This window comes from Pseudomonas sp. AN-B15 (assembly GCF_019056475.1).
GTDB classification, from domain to species: Bacteria; Pseudomonadota; Gammaproteobacteria; order Pseudomonadales; family Pseudomonadaceae; genus Aquipseudomonas; species Aquipseudomonas parakoreensis.
In genome coordinates, this window is record NZ_CP049737.1 from 3,359,747 (window position 1) to 3,376,611 (window position 16,865).

General features: G+C 56.3%; 10 protein-coding genes, 2 tRNA genes, 3 rRNA genes and 1 pseudogene. 7 read left to right on the forward strand and 9 right to left on the reverse strand.

The features are described from left to right. Window positions 1–30 precede the first annotated feature (30 nt). On the forward strand, window positions 31–1,293 hold the full coding sequence (locus GTQ41_RS15010) for an MFS transporter (RefSeq protein ID WP_217325299.1): 1,263 nt from the start codon (window positions 31–33) through the stop codon (window positions 1,291–1,293). Between the two features lie 90 nt (window positions 1,294–1,383). Further along, the gene (locus GTQ41_RS15015; RefSeq protein WP_047292018.1) at window positions 1,384–2,310 is read left to right on the forward strand and encodes an alpha/beta hydrolase; all 927 of its coding nucleotides are present in this window, start codon (window positions 1,384–1,386) and stop codon (window positions 2,308–2,310) included. A 74-nt stretch (window positions 2,311–2,384) separates the two neighbouring features. On the opposite strand, the gene rrf is transcribed toward GTQ41_RS15015, so the two are convergent. The 5 genes from rrf to GTQ41_RS15040 form a co-directional block, all read right to left on the reverse strand. Further along, a 5S ribosomal RNA gene (gene rrf, locus GTQ41_RS15020) occupies window positions 2,385–2,500 on the reverse strand. A gap of 153 nt (window positions 2,501–2,653) precedes the next feature. Next, window positions 2,654–5,545: ribosomal RNA gene (locus GTQ41_RS15025) — 23S ribosomal RNA — on the reverse strand. A gap of 237 nt (window positions 5,546–5,782) precedes the next feature. Then, window positions 5,783–5,858 (reverse strand) — tRNA-Ala (locus GTQ41_RS15030). Window positions 5,859–5,867: 9 nt separating this feature from the next. Continuing rightward, window positions 5,868–5,944 (reverse strand) — tRNA-Ile (locus tag GTQ41_RS15035). A 124-nt stretch (window positions 5,945–6,068) separates the two neighbouring features. Further along, a 16S ribosomal RNA gene (locus tag GTQ41_RS15040) occupies window positions 6,069–7,605 on the reverse strand. Together the 16S, 23S and 5S rRNA genes with 2 tRNA genes alongside form the textbook arrangement of a ribosomal RNA operon. 657 nt (window positions 7,606–8,262) lie before the next feature. Between GTQ41_RS15040 and GTQ41_RS15045 the strand changes: the two genes are divergently transcribed. Beyond that, entirely contained in the window at window positions 8,263–8,727 is a 465-nt protein-coding gene (locus GTQ41_RS15045; protein ID WP_080963267.1) for a thiol-disulfide oxidoreductase DCC family protein, read from the forward strand. A 50-nt stretch (window positions 8,728–8,777) separates the two neighbouring features. Here GTQ41_RS15045 and GTQ41_RS15050 read toward each other — a convergent pair. Beyond that, window positions 8,778–9,200: pseudogene (locus GTQ41_RS15050) on the reverse strand (saccharopine dehydrogenase); the annotation flags it as partial. Window positions 9,201–9,477: 277 nt separating this feature from the next. Between GTQ41_RS15050 and GTQ41_RS15055 the strand changes: the two are divergent. After that, complete coding sequence (locus GTQ41_RS15055) at window positions 9,478–10,599, forward strand: SMP-30/gluconolactonase/LRE family protein (RefSeq protein ID WP_047293797.1); 1,122 nt, start codon at window positions 9,478–9,480, stop codon at window positions 10,597–10,599. A 145-nt stretch (window positions 10,600–10,744) separates the two neighbouring features. Here the strand turns inward: GTQ41_RS15055 and GTQ41_RS15060 are convergent, their stop codons facing one another. Further along, window positions 10,745–11,824, reverse strand: a complete 1,080-nt coding sequence (locus tag GTQ41_RS15060) for an SDR family oxidoreductase (protein WP_047293793.1) — start codon at window positions 11,822–11,824, stop codon at window positions 10,745–10,747. Window positions 11,825–11,898: 74 nt separating this feature from the next. Here GTQ41_RS15060 and GTQ41_RS15065 point away from each other — a divergent pair, with 74 nt between their 5' ends. Continuing rightward, a complete protein-coding gene (locus GTQ41_RS15065; RefSeq protein ID WP_027614191.1) occupies window positions 11,899–12,291 on the forward strand; it encodes a MerR family transcriptional regulator in 393 nt (130 codons plus the stop codon). A gap of 149 nt (window positions 12,292–12,440) precedes the next feature. On the opposite strand, the gene GTQ41_RS15070 is transcribed toward GTQ41_RS15065, so the two are convergent. Together GTQ41_RS15070 and GTQ41_RS15075 are read right to left on the reverse strand one after the other, a co-directional pair. Further along, the gene (locus tag GTQ41_RS15070) at window positions 12,441–13,673 is read right to left on the reverse strand and encodes an NADH:flavin oxidoreductase/NADH oxidase family protein (RefSeq protein ID WP_047293791.1); all 1,233 of its coding nucleotides are present in this window, start codon (window positions 13,671–13,673) and stop codon (window positions 12,441–12,443) included. A gap of 74 nt (window positions 13,674–13,747) precedes the next feature. After that, window positions 13,748–14,827, reverse strand: coding sequence for a trans-acting enoyl reductase family protein (locus tag GTQ41_RS15075; RefSeq protein WP_047293789.1), 1,080 nt, complete (start codon window positions 14,825–14,827; stop codon window positions 13,748–13,750). A 194-nt stretch (window positions 14,828–15,021) separates the two neighbouring features. On the opposite strand from GTQ41_RS15075, the gene GTQ41_RS15080 reads away from it, so the two are divergent. Both GTQ41_RS15080 and GTQ41_RS15085 read left to right on the forward strand, forming a co-directional pair. After that, window positions 15,022–15,813 carry a type 1 glutamine amidotransferase domain-containing protein gene (locus tag GTQ41_RS15080; protein WP_047293787.1) on the forward strand — a complete coding sequence of 264 codons (792 nt, stop codon included), beginning with the start codon at window positions 15,022–15,024 and terminating at the stop codon, window positions 15,811–15,813. Between the two features lie 37 nt (window positions 15,814–15,850). Further along, window positions 15,851–16,855 (forward strand): hypothetical protein, encoded by a 1,005-nt coding sequence (locus tag GTQ41_RS15085; RefSeq protein WP_047293785.1) that lies wholly within the window; start codon window positions 15,851–15,853, stop codon window positions 16,853–16,855. The last annotated feature ends 10 nt before the right edge of the window (window positions 16,856–16,865 follow it).

Consider the following 16,865-nt stretch of genomic DNA (forward strand, 5'->3'; position numbering starts at 1 on the left):
CCACGCAACCTCGATATCGAAGGTGCCAGCGTGGACACTCACTCTGATCGTCGCAACAACCTCTCGCTGGACAGCCTGAATTTCTTCCTCGCCGATGTGCGCGACGGACTCGGGCCGTATCTGGCCATTTACCTGTTGGCCGTGCATCACTGGGAACCGGCCAGTATCGGGCTGGTGATGACCCTCGCTGGCGTCGCCGCCCTTGTCACCCAGACACCCGCCGGTGCGCTGGTCGACAATACGCGCAGTAAACGAGCGGTCATCGCGATTGCTGCGTTGCTGGTGACGGGCAGTTGCGTGGTATTGCCCTTCGTGACGTCCTTCAGTCTGGTGGCGATCACTCAGGCGCTGAGCGCCGCAGCGGCATCGGTATTCGCACCGGCCATCTCGGCGATCTCCCTGGGCATCACCGGTCCGCGTGCGTTCACCCGGCGCACCGGACGCAACGAGACCTTCAACCATGCCGGCAACGCCTGCGCGGCGCTGCTGGCCGGTGGGTTTGCTTACTTGTTCGGGCCGGTGGCGGTGTTCTATCTGATGGCGGTCATGGCGCTGTGCAGCGTGATCGCCGTGAGCTTCGTCGACAGCAACGCCATCAACCATGATCTCGCCCGCGGGCTCGACCCAAGCGACGCCGCGCACGACAAGACGCCATCGGGATTGACGGTATTGCTGACCAACAAAGCGCTGCTGATGTTCGCCATCTGTTGTGCCCTCTTCCACTTGGCCAACGCGGCGATGCTGCCACTGGTGAGCCAGAAGCTGGCGCAGGTCAATTTGCAAATGGCGACGCCCCTGACTTCGGCCTGTATCGTCGCCGCGCAACTGGTCATGGTGCCGGTCGCCCTGCTGGTTGGGGTCAAAGCCGATGTGTGGGGACGCAAGCCGCTGCTGCTCGCGGGCTTCCTGATACTGCCGTTGCGCGGTGTGCTCTACACCTTTTCCGCAGACCCTTACTGGCTGGTTGCCGTACAGATGCTCGACGGCGTCGGCGCGGGAGTCTTCGGCGCACTGTTTCCGGTGGTAGTGAAAGATCTGACCTTGGGCACCGGCCACTTCAATGTCAGCCTTGGCGCCCTGTCGACGGTGTTTGGTCTGGGCGCAGCATTAAGTGCCAGCGTTGCGGGGGTTGTACTGCAGGAAGCCGGTTACAACGCGGCATTTCTGACCCTGGCGGTGATAGCCGGGGTGGCATTCGTGCTGTTGTGGCTGGCGGTACCGGAAACCTTGCAGCGGGTGGGGAATGATGTGAATGTTCTTGACCGTGAGGCGCCCTTCACTGCTCCGCCATAACACCCTATATCGTTAAGTGGGAATTGCTGATGAGGGAGGAAGGATTTGGCTGATAACACGCTTGAGTTCACCGAGAGTGATTTGGCGCAAATGCAGCGCTTCAACCGCAAACTCGCCTGGCTGCCGCGGTTTCGCGTTCGCAATCGGCTGACGCCGCGTTTGATCCAGGCTTTGCTGCGCGCCAGTCAGATGCTCGGCGCGAACAAACCGGTCAAGCACGGCCTTCAAGTGCAAAGCACTGTAGTTCATTCGCACGCGGCTTCAGTGCCCGTCCGAATCATCCGCCCACAAGGAAAGCCCAAGGGTATGGTACTTGATTACCACGGTGGCGGCTGGGTGATCGGCAATGCACAGATGAACGATGACCTTAACATCGCAATGGTCAAGGCTTGCAACGTGGCAGTGGTTTCAGTTGACTATCGGTTGGCAGTCAATACACCGGTTGAGGCGTTGATGGCGGATTGTCTTTGCGCCGCACGCTGGCTGCTGAGCGACGATTGCACGGAATTCGTTGGCCTGCCGGTGATCATTGTCGGTGAATCCGCGGGCGCGCACTTGGCAACCGCAACGTTATTGGCACTCAAACCAGCACCCGGCTTGTTGCAGCGCGTCTGCGGCGCCTTGCTGTATTACGGCGTCTACGATCTCGCGGGCACCCCGAGCGTACACGCCGCACCTGCAGAAACGCTGGTACTCGACGGCCCGGGCATGGTTGAGGCGCTGCGCCTGCTGACTCCAGGACTGAGCGATGATGAACGCCGACAGGCGCCATTGTCTCCGCTCTACGGCGATTTGAGCGGATTGCCACCGGCGTTGATGTTCACCGGTGAACTGGATCCGCTGCGCGATGACACGCTGGAACTCGCTGAGCGTTGGCAACAATCGGCACCGGTTGAAGTACATCTACTGCCCTCGTCCGCCCATGGTTTTATTCATTTTCCTACCACCATGGCTAGTGGTGTTCTGGACCACAGCCGAGCGTGGCTTTCGCGTCAGATCGGAGCAGTTAGAAGCTAATTGGCAAGCGAAGCACTTTCCTGCGGGCAAAACAAAACCCCAACTGCTTTCGCAATTGGGGTTTCGGAATTTAATCTTGACGATGACCTACTCTCACATGGGGAAACCCCACACTACCATCGGCGATGCATCGTTTCACTTCTGAGTTCGGGATGGGATCAGGTGGTTCCAACGCTCTATGGTCGTCAAGAAATTCGGGTACTGACTCGTGACCAACTGGCCTCGCTTCAGCAAATCGGGTATGTGATACAGGTGTTTGTGAGCTGCGCGAACTTTCGGTTCATTGCGTCTTCACACACCGCAATCTGGTCTCTTTCGAGCATTCAGATTGCTTGGGTGTTATATGGTCAAGCCTCACGGGCAATTAGTATTGGTTAGCTCAACGCCTCACAGCGCTTACACACCCAACCTATCAACGTCGTAGTCTTCGACGGCCCTTCAGGGAACTCAAGGTTCCAGTGAGATCTCATCTTGAGGCAAGTTTCCCGCTTAGATGCTTTCAGCGGTTATCTTTCCCGAACATAGCTACCCGGCAATGCCACTGGCGTGACAACCGGAACACCAGAGGTTCGTCCACTCCGGTCCTCTCGTACTAGGAGCAGCCCCTCTCAAATCTCAAACGTCCACGGCAGATAGGGACCGAACTGTCTCACGACGTTCTAAACCCAGCTCGCGTACCACTTTAAATGGCGAACAGCCATACCCTTGGGACCGGCTTCAGCCCCAGGATGTGATGAGCCGACATCGAGGTGCCAAACACCGCCGTCGATATGAACTCTTGGGCGGTATCAGCCTGTTATCCCCGGAGTACCTTTTATCCGTTGAGCGATGGCCCTTCCATACAGAACCACCGGATCACTAAGACCTACTTTCGTACCTGCTCGACGTGTCTGTCTCGCAGTCAAGCGCGCTTTTGCCTTTATACTCTACGACCGATTTCCGACCGGTCTGAGCGCACCTTCGTACTCCTCCGTTACTCTTTAGGAGGAGACCGCCCCAGTCAAACTACCCACCATACACTGTCCTCGATCCGGATAACGGACCTGAGTTAGAACCTCAAAGTTGCCAGGGTGGTATTTCAAGGATGGCTCCACGCGAACTGGCGTCCACGCTTCAAAGCCTCCCACCTATCCTACACAAGCAAATTCAAAGTCCAGTGCAAAGCTATAGTAAAGGTTCACGGGGTCTTTCCGTCTAGCCGCGGATACACTGCATCTTCACAGCGATTTCAATTTCACTGAGTCTCGGGTGGAGACAGCGCCGCCATCGTTACGCCATTCGTGCAGGTCGGAACTTACCCGACAAGGAATTTCGCTACCTTAGGACCGTTATAGTTACGGCCGCCGTTTACCGGGGCTTCGATCAAGAGCTTCGCGTTAGCTAACCCCATCAATTAACCTTCCGGCACCGGGCAGGCGTCACACCCTATACGTCCACTTTCGTGTTTGCAGAGTGCTGTGTTTTTAATAAACAGTCGCAGCGGCCTGGTATCTTCGACCGGCATGAGCTTACGGAGCAAGTCCTTCACCCTCACCGGCGCACCTTCTCCCGAAGTTACGGTGCCATTTTGCCTAGTTCCTTCACCCGAGTTCTCTCAAGCGCCTTGGTATTCTCTACCCAACCACCTGTGTCGGTTTGGGGTACGGTTCCTGGTTATCTGAAGCTTAGAAGCTTTTCTTGGAAGCATGGCATCAACCACTTCGTCACCTGAAAGGTAACTCGTCATCAGCTCTCGGCCTTAAGATCCCGGATTTACCTAAGATCTCAGCCTACCACCTTAAACTTGGACAACCAACGCCAAGCTGGCCTAGCCTTCTCCGTCCCTCCATCGCAATAACCAGAAGTACAGGAATATTAACCTGTTTTCCATCGACTACGCTTTTCAGCCTCGCCTTAGGGACCGACTAACCCTGCGTCGATTAACGTTGCGCAGGAAACCTTGGTCTTTCGGCGTGGGTGTTTTTCACACCCATTGTCGTTACTCATGTCAGCATTCGCACTTCTGATACCTCCAGCAAGCTTCTCAACTCACCTTCACAGGCTTACAGAACGCTCCTCTACCGCATCACTTGCGTGATACCCGTAGCTTCGGTGTATGGTTTGAGCCCCGTTACATCTTCCGCGCAGGCCGACTCGACTAGTGAGCTATTACGCTTTCTTTAAAGGGTGGCTGCTTCTAAGCCAACCTCCTAGCTGTCTAAGCCTTCCCACATCGTTTCCCACTTAACCATAACTTTGGGACCTTAGCTGACGGTCTGGGTTGTTTCCCTTTTCACGACGGACGTTAGCACCCGCCGTGTGTCTCCCATGCTCGGCACTTGTAGGTATTCGGAGTTTGCATCGGTTTGGTAAGTCGGGATGACCCCCTAGCCGAAACAGTGCTCTACCCCCTACAGTGATACATGAGGCGCTACCTAAATAGCTTTCGAGGAGAACCAGCTATCTCCGAGCTTGATTAGCCTTTCACTCCGATCCACAGGTCATCCGCTAACTTTTCAACGGTAGTCGGTTCGGTCCTCCAGTCAGTGTTACCTAACCTTCAACCTGCCCATGGATAGATCGCCCGGTTTCGGGTCTATTCCCAGCGACTAGACGCCCTATTAAGACTCGCTTTCGCTACGCCTCCCCTATTCGGTTAAGCTCGCCACTGAAAATAAGTCGCTGACCCATTATACAAAAGGTACGCAGTCACAGAACAAAGTCTGCTCCCACTGCTTGTACGCATACGGTTTCAGGATCTATTTCACTCCCCTCTCCGGGGTTCTTTTCGCCTTTCCCTCACGGTACTAGTTCACTATCGGTCAGTCAGTAGTATTTAGCCTTGGAGGATGGTCCCCCCATATTCAGACAAAGTTTCTCGTGCTCCGTCCTACTCGATTTCATGACTAAGAGACTTTCGCGTACAGGGCTATCACCCACTATGGCCGCACTTTCCAGAGCGTTCCGCTAATCTCAAAGCCACTTAAGGGCTAGTCCCCGTTCGCTCGCCACTACTAAGGGAATCTCGGTTGATTTCTTTTCCTCAGGGTACTTAGATGTTTCAGTTCCCCTGGTTCGCCTCTTGCACCTATGTATTCAGTACAAGATAACCATCTTATGATGGCTGGGTTCCCCCATTCAGACATCTCCGGATCAAAGTCTGTTTGCCGACTCCCCGAAGCTTTTCGCAGGCTACCACGTCTTTCATCGCCTCTGACTGCCAAGGCATCCACCGTATGCGCTTCTTCACTTGACCATATAACCCCAAGCAATCTGGTTATACTGTGAAGACGACATTCGCCGAAAATTCGCAAAACTCTTAAGAGTCACTCACAAATTTTACCTTAGCCTGATCCGTTACCAGTGAAAGTAACGTTCAGTCTATCTTTCTATCACATACCCAAATTTTTAAAGAACGATCTAATCAAAGACTAGAAATCAATATTCACGCCGGAATATTCATTTCTAAGCTCTAACAAGTAGAAGCAGTTAATGGTGGAGCCAAGCGGGATCGAACCGCTGACCTCCTGCGTGCAAGGCAGGCGCTCTCCCAGCTGAGCTATGGCCCCATACAAAATTGGTGGGTCTGGGCAGATTCGAACTGCCGACCTCACCCTTATCAGGGGTGCGCTCTAACCAACTGAGCTACAGACCCAATTTCGAGCGCGTAACTGATTAGCTCAGAGCTATCAGCTTGGAGCTTAAAGCTGCTTCTATCGTCTTCTTCAATGAATCAAGCAATTCGTGTGGGAACTTATGGAGCAGCTGATGTCGTCGATTAAGGAGGTGATCCAGCCGCAGGTTCCCCTACGGCTACCTTGTTACGACTTCACCCCAGTCATGAATCACACCGTGGTAACCGTCCTCCCGAAGGTTAGACTAGCTACTTCTGGTGCAACCCACTCCCATGGTGTGACGGGCGGTGTGTACAAGGCCCGGGAACGTATTCACCGCGACATTCTGATTCGCGATTACTAGCGATTCCGACTTCACGCAGTCGAGTTGCAGACTGCGATCCGGACTACGATCGGTTTTGTGGGATTAGCTCCACCTCGCGGCTTGGCAACCCTCTGTACCGACCATTGTAGCACGTGTGTAGCCCAGGCCGTAAGGGCCATGATGACTTGACGTCATCCCCACCTTCCTCCGGTTTGTCACCGGCAGTCTCCTTAGAGTGCCCACCATAACGTGCTGGTAACTAAGGACAAGGGTTGCGCTCGTTACGGGACTTAACCCAACATCTCACGACACGAGCTGACGACAGCCATGCAGCACCTGTCTCAATGTTCCCGAAGGCACCAATCCATCTCTGGAAAGTTCATTGGATGTCAAGGCCTGGTAAGGTTCTTCGCGTTGCTTCGAATTAAACCACATGCTCCACCGCTTGTGCGGGCCCCCGTCAATTCATTTGAGTTTTAACCTTGCGGCCGTACTCCCCAGGCGGTCAACTTAATGCGTTAGCTGCGCCACTAAGAGCTCAAGGCTCCCAACGGCTAGTTGACATCGTTTACGGCGTGGACTACCAGGGTATCTAATCCTGTTTGCTCCCCACGCTTTCGCACCTCAGTGTCAGTATCAGTCCAGGTGGTCGCCTTCGCCACTGGTGTTCCTTCCTATATCTACGCATTTCACCGCTACACAGGAAATTCCACCACCCTCTACCATACTCTAGCTTGCCAGTTTTGGATGCAGTTCCCAGGTTGAGCCCGGGGATTTCACATCCAACTTAACAAACCACCTACGCGCGCTTTACGCCCAGTAATTCCGATTAACGCTTGCACCCTCTGTATTACCGCGGCTGCTGGCACAGAGTTAGCCGGTGCTTATTCTGTCGGTAACGTCAAAATTGCAGAGTATTAATCTACAACCCTTCCTCCCAACTTAAAGTGCTTTACAATCCGAAGACCTTCTTCACACACGCGGCATGGCTGGATCAGGCTTTCGCCCATTGTCCAATATTCCCCACTGCTGCCTCCCGTAGGAGTCTGGACCGTGTCTCAGTTCCAGTGTGACTGATCATCCTCTCAGACCAGTTACGGATCGTCGCCTTGGTGAGCCATTACCTCACCAACTAGCTAATCCGACCTAGGCTCATCTGATAGCGCAAGGCCCGAAGGTCCCCTGCTTTCTCCCGTAGGACGTATGCGGTATTAGCGTTCCTTTCGAAACGTTGTCCCCCACTACCAGGCAGATTCCTAGGCATTACTCACCCGTCCGCCGCTGAATCCAGGAGCAAGCTCCTCTCATCCGCTCGACTTGCATGTGTTAGGCCTGCCGCCAGCGTTCAATCTGAGCCATGATCAAACTCTTCAGTTCAAACATCTTTGGGTTTTTAAGAAACCCTAAACTTGGCTCAGCAATCGTTGGTTACATCTTTGATTTCTCGCGGAGTAACTTGTGATGCTGATAATCTTGTTGACTATCAGTCTGACTCAACAAGCACCCACACGAATTGCTTGATTCAGTTGTTAAAGAGCGGTTGGTTAAGATCTTTCGTCTCAACCGAGGCGCGCATTCTACAGCAGCCTCATTTGCTGTCAAGTGATTATTTTCAGAAGTTTTCGAAGAATTCTTCAACAACTTCAACCACTTGCGCTTCCGATCTCTCGTTAGCGGGAGGCGAATTCTACAGCGTTACACGCTGCTGTCAACACCTCTTTTTCACCGCTTTCGACCGAGAAGATCGAACCGTCAAAAGAGCCAAACATCACCGCTCTTTCAACTCCCTCCAGGCTTCGATGAACTGAAGCAAGCCGCTGCCGAAAACTGCGTAACTCGTTGAATATCAAGGAGTTTTCCGTTTCGACTGCGCCGGAAGTGGGGCGAATTATAGACCTCCAGAATCTGCCGTCAACCGTTAATTTCAGTTTTCTGTGTCCCTCAAAAAATTCCTTCTATATATAGACGCAACCGCCACGGATGCGCAGCATATAGTCCATCGCCCAAGACACCGCCTTCGGATGACGCCTCACAATGACAGCCCATCTTCCTGGCTCCCGAATCCGCCCTACCCCCGCCCCCTTGCTTAATCCAGGCGAGACCGTGGTGTTGTTCGACGGCGTCTGCAAGCTATGCAACGGCTGGGCGCGTTTTCTGATTCGTCACGACAACAAGCAGCGGGTGCGCCTGGCGGCGGTGCAATCGCCAGAAGGTCAGGCATTGCTGGCATGGGCCGGTCTTCCGGTCGACGAGTTCGACACGATGGCGGTGATTCGCGACGAGCATTACTGGGTGCGCTCCGATGCGTTCTTCGAAGTCATTGCACAACTGCCGGCTCGTTGGTCGCCGGTCAGGCTTCTGCGAGTTTTCCCACGAGCACTCAGAGATTGGGCCTACGACCGCGTGGCATTGAATCGTTATCGGATCTTTGGCAAGTACGACACCTGCCTGTTGCCCGACCCCGATCACGAACGTCGCTTTCTCAAGTCGCCAATGTGAATGCTCCGCTACAGCATCAACTGCAGCCACTGCCCCGGCGTCATCTTCGTATACGTAGCACTTTTGCCATCACCGAAACGCTCAAACCATGTCCCCCAGCGACGCAACCCGGCGGCCCAGACCCTGTGGTCACGCACCAACCCATTACCTCATGCAGTTGACCATTGCGCAGTTGGCGGATCGGCTTGCCCGCATACGCCAGCCCCCCCCTCGATCGTCGACAACCCCGGCGTTTTCGCTGACGAGGAAATGCCGTGCTCGATCGAGTCGATGCGTTTGAAGTGATGGCGCTGCTCATCGATGATCGCCGACGACAGCGTCGGCACCGAATTGCAACCGCTAAGGATGGCGACACCGGCCTCTCTCGCTCGGGCATCGAGTACGCTGATGCCATTGACGAACGTCCGGCAGTCCGCCAGATCGCAATAGTTGACGCCCGCCTCGATGCAGCTTTCGGCCACCGCATAGGATTGCAAAGTTTCCATACCCGCCAACCACCAACATCCTGAATGCGATCAACGCTTCCCTGAACAATTCAACAACTGCCCCGCAACCGGGCTCGGCGCAGCTTCCCTGATATCACCGGGCCAGGCAAGACAGCGTCGGTAGAGTCAGCGCCGTATCGGCCAGATTGATTCCAGTCACTGGGATAACATGCAGCGCTGCCGGTGGCACATCAACTTGTACGATGTCTTATCACAGGGTATTACTACGTCTCCTCAACAAAAATAAAACCACGGAGATCGCTACATGGCCTCATTCCTGTCCGCCAAGCCTGAAAGCCTTGATCAAACGAAAGGCAATACCCGCCGCAGTTTCCTGAAAAAGTCGCTCGCTGTTTCCGCCACGCTCGCCACCGTCGGCAGCGCCGCACTGCCCCGCTTCTCCGATGCCGCCGAACCTTTGAGTCAGCGCTACCCTGATCCACTGATTCACATCCTCGACGACAGCTTCCTGGATCTGCGTATTTTCAACGCCAGTGTTGAAAAACTCGCCACCGGCATGCGCTGGGCCGAAGGACCGGTGTGGGTCGGTGATGGCCGGTATCTGTTGGTCAGTGACATCCCCAATAATCGCATCATGCGCTGGGACGAAATCACCGACACCTTCACCGTGTACCGCGAACATTCAAACTTCTCCAACGGCATGTGCCGGGATCGCCAAGGGCGACTGATCGTTTGCGAAGGCTCCACCACCACTCGCGAAGGGCGCCGCATCACGCGCACCGAACACAATGGCACGAGCACCGTGCTGGCTGACAGTTTCGACGGCAAGCCCTTCAACTCGCCCAACGACATCGTCTGCAAAAGTGACGGCTCAATCTGGTTCACTGACCCGCCATTCCAGACCAGCAATAATTACGAAGGCCACAAAGTCACCCCGAGCCAACCCCATGCCGTGTACCGCATCGACGGCGAGAGCCAAAAAGTCACTCGGGTAATCGACGACCTCAACGGTCCCAACGGCCTGTGCTTTTCTCCCGATGAAAAGACCCTGTATGTCGTCGAAGGTCGCGCCAAGCCCAATCGTCTGATCTGGGCGATTGCGGTGAAAGACGACGGCACCCTGGGCGAACGCCGCAAGCACATCGAAGGCTTGGACTATGCCGCGATTGACGGCATCAAATGCGACGAAGCGGGCAACCTGTGGTGTGGCTGGGGCGGCAATGGTGATCCCAAGGCCGACCTGGAAAAACTCGACGGCGTGCGCGTTTTCAATTTGCAGGGCAAGGCCATCGGGCACATTTCGCTGCCAGAGCGCTGCCCGAACTTGTGCTTCGGCGGACGCGAAGGCAATCGACTGTTCATGGCCAGTAGTCACTCGATCTACTCGTTGTTTGTAAATACGCGTGGGACTGGGTTTGCGTTGTAAAAACGACGCTGGTATCGCGATTGTTCCGTGAGTATCGAAACAAGCTCCTGCCGCGCATCCGAGGCTGCGCGGTGACGATCCTTGTCGCTGAATTATCGTTCGATAGCATGCCGTCCTGTATCGACGGCGCCGCCCAAGGGAGAAGTCAGAGTGCCTGGCCCTTTGCTATGTAATACGCGTTGACGAACGTTGCCGTGTGCTGCAGAGCCTGACGTATGTCCGGTTTGACTATTCCATGCCTGTTGGCAAACCGCTCGACCGCCGCTGTGTTGAAACGAGTGGTCTGGATAAAGTCCAAGGCTTCGGGTTTTGTATTCAAAAACCACGCGACCGGAGGAATACTCAGTAGCCACTTCAGCAGTCGAAGTGAAATGTGATGTTTGGGAGACTTCAAGCCCAAAGGTTTAGCCACCTGTGCCAGGAGTTCTCGCAAGTTTGGCGTTTGATCATCAAGCGCCAGCAGTTCCTCGCCCACCATGGCAGGATCAAAAGCACAAACAGCCACCAGTTCGACCAGATAATCGACGGTGACCAGTGGCAGCCAGTGCTCGGCGGTACCGGGCACTGCAGTCATCTTGCCCTGCACCAGATTGCGTATCAGCGCCACCAGCGGCTGACCGTCAACGATATGCCCGGTGCGGCTGTGGCCACAGACCGTCGCAGGGTGGACAACGGTCATCTCACCACCCTTGGCGGACATGACCTGCTGGGTCGCAAAATGCGCCTCCAGCTTGCTTGCCTCGTAACCACCGACACGCCGGTAGACGGCGGGCCAGTTCGTCAACTCCGGCTGGCGACGATCAATGCCGATGCGTTGCAGATGTTCATGATTGTTCAGCATGTAGCCGCCTATCATCACTAAACGGCTTTTTTGCTCAGCCGCCAACAGCGCCACACGCTTTGCCCCCTGCACATTCACCGCACGAGACTGCTCCACCGAAAGACCCCATGCGAAGTGGGCGCCCAGATGGAATATGACGCTGGCGCGCCTCAGCACGTCCTGATCAGCCAGACTTAGCCCGAGATTGTCCTGCTCCAGATCGCCAGCCACGGCAAATACCCGTGTCGCGCACCCGCCTAAACTATCAACTTGCTCGCGCAACGCGGCCAGCCGCTCCGGGCGACGCATCAGCACCCGAAGGGTGTGACCTTTTGCACTCAGGTTCGCCAGCAAATGTTGACCGATAAAGCCGGTCCCCCCCGTGACAAAGCACTCCACGCTCATTTCCCTGCTCCTTGTTGAAGGTGAGAAATCCAGCGTAAAGTATCGACCCAACTCTACAGTCAAGCGGTGTTTTCATGAAAATCGGCGAACTCGAGGCTCGCAGCGGCGCCAGCCGTCATACCTTGCGTTACTACGAGCAGATCGGCCTGATCTCACCGCTGCGGCAAACCAACAACTATCGTGTCTACACCGAGCAAACCCTGCAGGATCTGGACTTTATCCAGCGCGCGCAAAGCATGGGATTTTCCCTGGGAGAAATAGGCGAGATTCTGGATGCGCAGCGCAACAAGCTAATCGATTGTGCTGACGGCGCGAAGCTGATTGAAAAGAAGATGGCCGAAATCAAACAGAAAATTGCCAACCTCCAAAGCATTCATCGGTACCTGGATGTAGAGCGTGCGGCCCTCGAAGCGAGTGCTGCCAGGCAACTTGAGCTTCAACAGTTGAGCGACGCTGCCAATCATTGAACCTACGGCAACTCGCGTGGGAAGGCTCCTGCACAAAGTGTGATGTCGCGATTATTTCGATCGCGAATCGACTACCCGTTGTCGTTGGTTGACGTGGGCGGGCTCTCGTCAGAACGTCCGCCAACGTCACGATTGAAGTGCCTTGCGACTCACGCCGAACGCTTTTCCACCCAGCGCCGATATTGCCGAGTGCGAAACGCCATACCGATCTGCTGCAGTATCAGCGCGCGCAACGGTGACACGTTCGGCTCGGGCTTTTTTGCCCGACTGAGTTTGCCCAGCTGAAACTTCACCACCGCCATGTTCGCCAGGGCGGCAACGGCCTTGTTTTTCCAAGTGATCGGCGGCAATTGCGGGGCGTTGTCCTTGCCCTGCTGCCAGTCGCGCGGCAGGTGCGGATCGATGGCCAACGCGGTGCCGATGCCGACCATGTCCACACCACTGTGCACGACGCTTTCGGCAACCGGACGACGGCGGATGCCGCCGGTGACCATCACTGGCATTTTCGCAACGGTCTGGATATCCCGGGCAAACTCGACGAAATAGGCCTCGCGAGCCAGAGTTCGACCATCGCGCGCCTCACCTTGCATGGCCGGAACTTCGTAGCTGCCACCGGACAGTTCCACCAGATCCACGCCCAGATCGTTGAGCAGCTCAACGACCTTTTTCGCGTCGTCAGCGGTGAATCCACCGCGCTGGAAATCGGCGGAATTGAGTTTGACCGCTACGGCAAACTCTGCAGAAACCACGGCCCTGACTGCCTTGACGATCTCGACCAACAACCGCGCGCGGTTCTGCAGAGAGCCGCCCCACTCGTCCGTCCTTTGATTGGTCAGTGGCGAGAGAAACTGGCTCAACAGATAGCCGTGGGCGGCGTGGATTTCCACCCCAGTGAAGCCGGCCTGTTCACCGAGGCGTGCGGTGTGCGCAAAACGCTGAATGACGTCCTCAATCACACTGGCGGTCATGGCGTGGGGCGTGGCGAAACGCTTGGACAGTTTGCCCAGGTCCAGCGGTACCGCTGATGGCGCCCAGGTTTTCTGCCCGAGGTTGGACTGCATCTGGCGCCCCGGGTGATTGATCTGCAACCAGAACTGCGCACCGGCAGAACGGCCGATCCGCGCCCAGCGCTTGAACTTGTCGAGTTGCTGATCATCTTGCAGCACCACACCGCCCGGCCCGGTCATCGCGCGGCCGTCGACCATCACGTTGCCGGTGATGATCAGCCCGGCACCGCCATCGGCCCACGCCTGATACAGACGCATCAGCTCTGCGGAGGGCGCCTGGTCGGCGTCCGCCATGTTTTCTTCCATGGCGGCTTTGGCGATGCGGTTTTTGATGGTTGAACCGTTGGGTAGGGTCAGGGGGTCGAACACATTCATGGTGCAGTCCTCAACTGGAGATGAGGCCACCATAAGATTGAAGTCAACTTTAAGGTCAATGACTTTTTTCAAGATCATTCAATGTTGATTTCGCTCGACCCTGGCAAGTGCGTCACTAGATCCGCGCCCAACAACCGCGCAGGTGTGTAGGCACCGCCGGGTGGTGTTGTCCGCAACAGATAGCCGACCACCGCCAACGCAGCGTCGATCGTCAGGCTGTAAACGTTCGCGGTGTGCACGCGAGCGACTTTGCTTTCACCGCGCGCATTGCGGGCCTCGCCCCACACATAGGTGCCTTGGTCAGCACGTTTTGCCTGATCCGGACCGGTCACTGTCTTGCCGATGCGCGCCTTGAGCAGCCGCTGCACAAACGACAGTCCCAGCAACGGACGAATCCAGTTGGCGAGCCTGGCGCCGCGAATCATCCCCGCCGATCCCGGTATGAACACCTCGATATTGGCGATGCCGGTGGTGTGCCAGGCGGTGGACACATCGCCCCAGGGGATGGTCATCGCCAGCTTCTCCCCGACACCGAAATCGATACGCCGTACCCGATAGGCCAGAGGCACGGAAACAATCTTGCCGTCACGTCGGACCTTGCCGCCCTGCGCCAGGCCTTCGATTGAAGTCTTGGCAGTGCCGGGTGAAAAGCTCGAACGTGAATCGAAGCCCAGCGCCAGATGCGTCGCATCCGGCAGCGCGTCTTTCAGGGCGGCGGCAACGCAGTCGGTCGGGACTACATCGAAGCCGACGCCGGGACAAATGACTGACCCTGCTGCCCGCGCCCGCTCATTCAGGGACTGCGCATGTTCGAATACGGCAATCTCGCCAGTGATGTCCAGATAGTGCGCGCCGGCCCGCAGGCAGGCCTCGATCATCGGCGCGGCGGTCGCGGAAAACGGCCCCGCGCAATGCAGAATCAAACCGTGGCCCTTGATCTGCGCCAGCAACCGCGCAGGGTCGTCCAGACCGAACACCCGGGCTTCGAGACCCAGTTCCCGGGCCAACGCTTCGACCTTGTCGCGGCTACGTCCAGCCAACACCGGCCTGAGTCCACGCCTGACGGCATCGCGAGCGATCAGTTCGCCGGTATAGCCGTTGGCGCCATAAATCATCCATTTCATCGATGTATCCGGTTGGTCTTGCTGACTCATGCCTGGCTCCTGAGTGGATTGATGACCGGCGTTATTGCCTTGCCCAATCAGCTTCAGACGCTAGCGTTAAAGTCAGGTTGAGGGTCAAGCAAAAGTCCGATGGCATCAGCACAAATTATTCGCAGCAGCGGGGTTGACCTTAAAGTGAGGTTTAAGGTGAGCATGCGCTGACCTGCTTGCTCGATGGAGCCCGGATGATGCTCAAGACCCTTGTTTCCTCTGCCCTGCTATTGATAGGTGGTGCTTTCATGACGTTTGCAAATGCTGAGTCGGCGGCGATCAAGGGTCGCCAGATCCTGGTGATCATGACCAATCACGCCAGCTATCCCTCGCGATCCGATACCACCGGCTTGTGGCTGACCGAGTTGACCCACTTCACCGATGTGGTGGAAGCCGCCGGCTACACCACCGTGTTTGCCAGCCCCAAGGGTGGCGCGGTGCCTCTGGACGAACGCAGTCTGGGCTGGTTGTACATGGACAAGGCTGCGCGGGAGCATCTGCAGTCTCCGGCCTTCCGCGCGCGCCTGGCCAATACGCTGCCGATCGCCGAGGTCGATCCGTCCCGCTTCGGCGTCATCTACTTCACCGGGGGCCATGGCGTCATGTGGGACTTTCCCGACAATCCTGACCTGCGCCGTGTCGCCGAAACCATCTACAACCAGGGCGGCATCGTGTCGGCCGTGTGCCATGGCGTGGCGGGTCTGCTGGATCTGAAAGACAGCCAAGGCCAGTTGATCATCAAGGGTCGAAACATCACCGGGTTCTCCGACCGCGAAGAGCTGCTCTCGGGCATGAAAAATCAGGTGCCGTTCTTTCTTGAGGACCGCCTGGTGAGCCAGGGCGCGCGCTACCGCAAGGGCTGGCTGCCGTTCACTTCGTTTGCCATTACCGATGGAAGACTGGTGACCGGCCAGAACCCTCAATCGCCCAAGGCCGTGGCTGAAGCCGTGATGGCGGTGCTCAGCGCCGGCGAACGAACGCGCTGAATCTTTTTGTAGTGCCTACCCACCGGAGAAAGTCCGATTGAAAGTCGCGAGCGCCGTTTTAACAGGATTGCTGATCACCACTTTTGCCAACGCTGCGTTGGCGGAGACACCTGAAATGCCCGATCTGACCGAGACCACCACCATCGACATTGCCGGCCATTCAGTCCCCGTCGTCAAGGGTGGCCTGTATGACCGCTTTCGCTCCAATCCGCCGTTGTCGGTGATTGCGGCCGAAGTCCCGGGCGTTGATTTGAGCTGGTTCAAGGGCCTGGCGAAGAACAAGGTCGACATTGGTTTTGAGTCGTTTTCGCCCAATTTCTACTATCAGAACAGTCGTGTCACGGCGATCTACACAGCCGACCTCGACCGGCTCCGGGCGTTGATGCCGCCCGAAATACTGGCCACCGTGCAGCCGTTGCAAGTCTGGCCAGGACGTGGCTTGATCGCGTTTACTGCGTACACCTACGAGCATTGCGATAACGATGCCTATAACGAAGTAGCCGTGTCGATCATTACCAACAAACCCGGCAAAACCAACCTGGGACCGCTCACGTTGATTGGCCAGTCGATGTCAGAAGATTTCTGGGGTTATGTGCTCAAGTTGCCGGTCAATACCGAGCTGGCACGGGTGCGCGGAGTGGTCGGTTACAACCTGCCGAAGTGGCTGACCGGCATTGATCGCAAAGAAAACGGGCAATCCGTGATCTATGAGATCAGTGACAGCCAGACCGGCAAACCGGACGTGTCCTTCACCGCGAAGAAGCTCGACAAACTGTCGCGCGATGAGGATATCGTCACCAGCAGTTTCACCAACCTCGATCACCAGGGCCAACTGGCCTATGGCTACGCGGTGTCGCGCCAGCTCAGCCACGGTTCCAGCCGGGACGCGGATGCCGCCACGCTGACGCTGGGCGATGGCAGCCTTTCTAATTATCTGCGCGATTTGAAGCTGGGGAAAATGCTCAAGTACGAATATGTCCCTGAGTTCCAGAGTGCGCTCTATGCGCCAAAACCGCTTGCCACGCTGGTTGGCAAGCGCTGAAAGCGGTAAC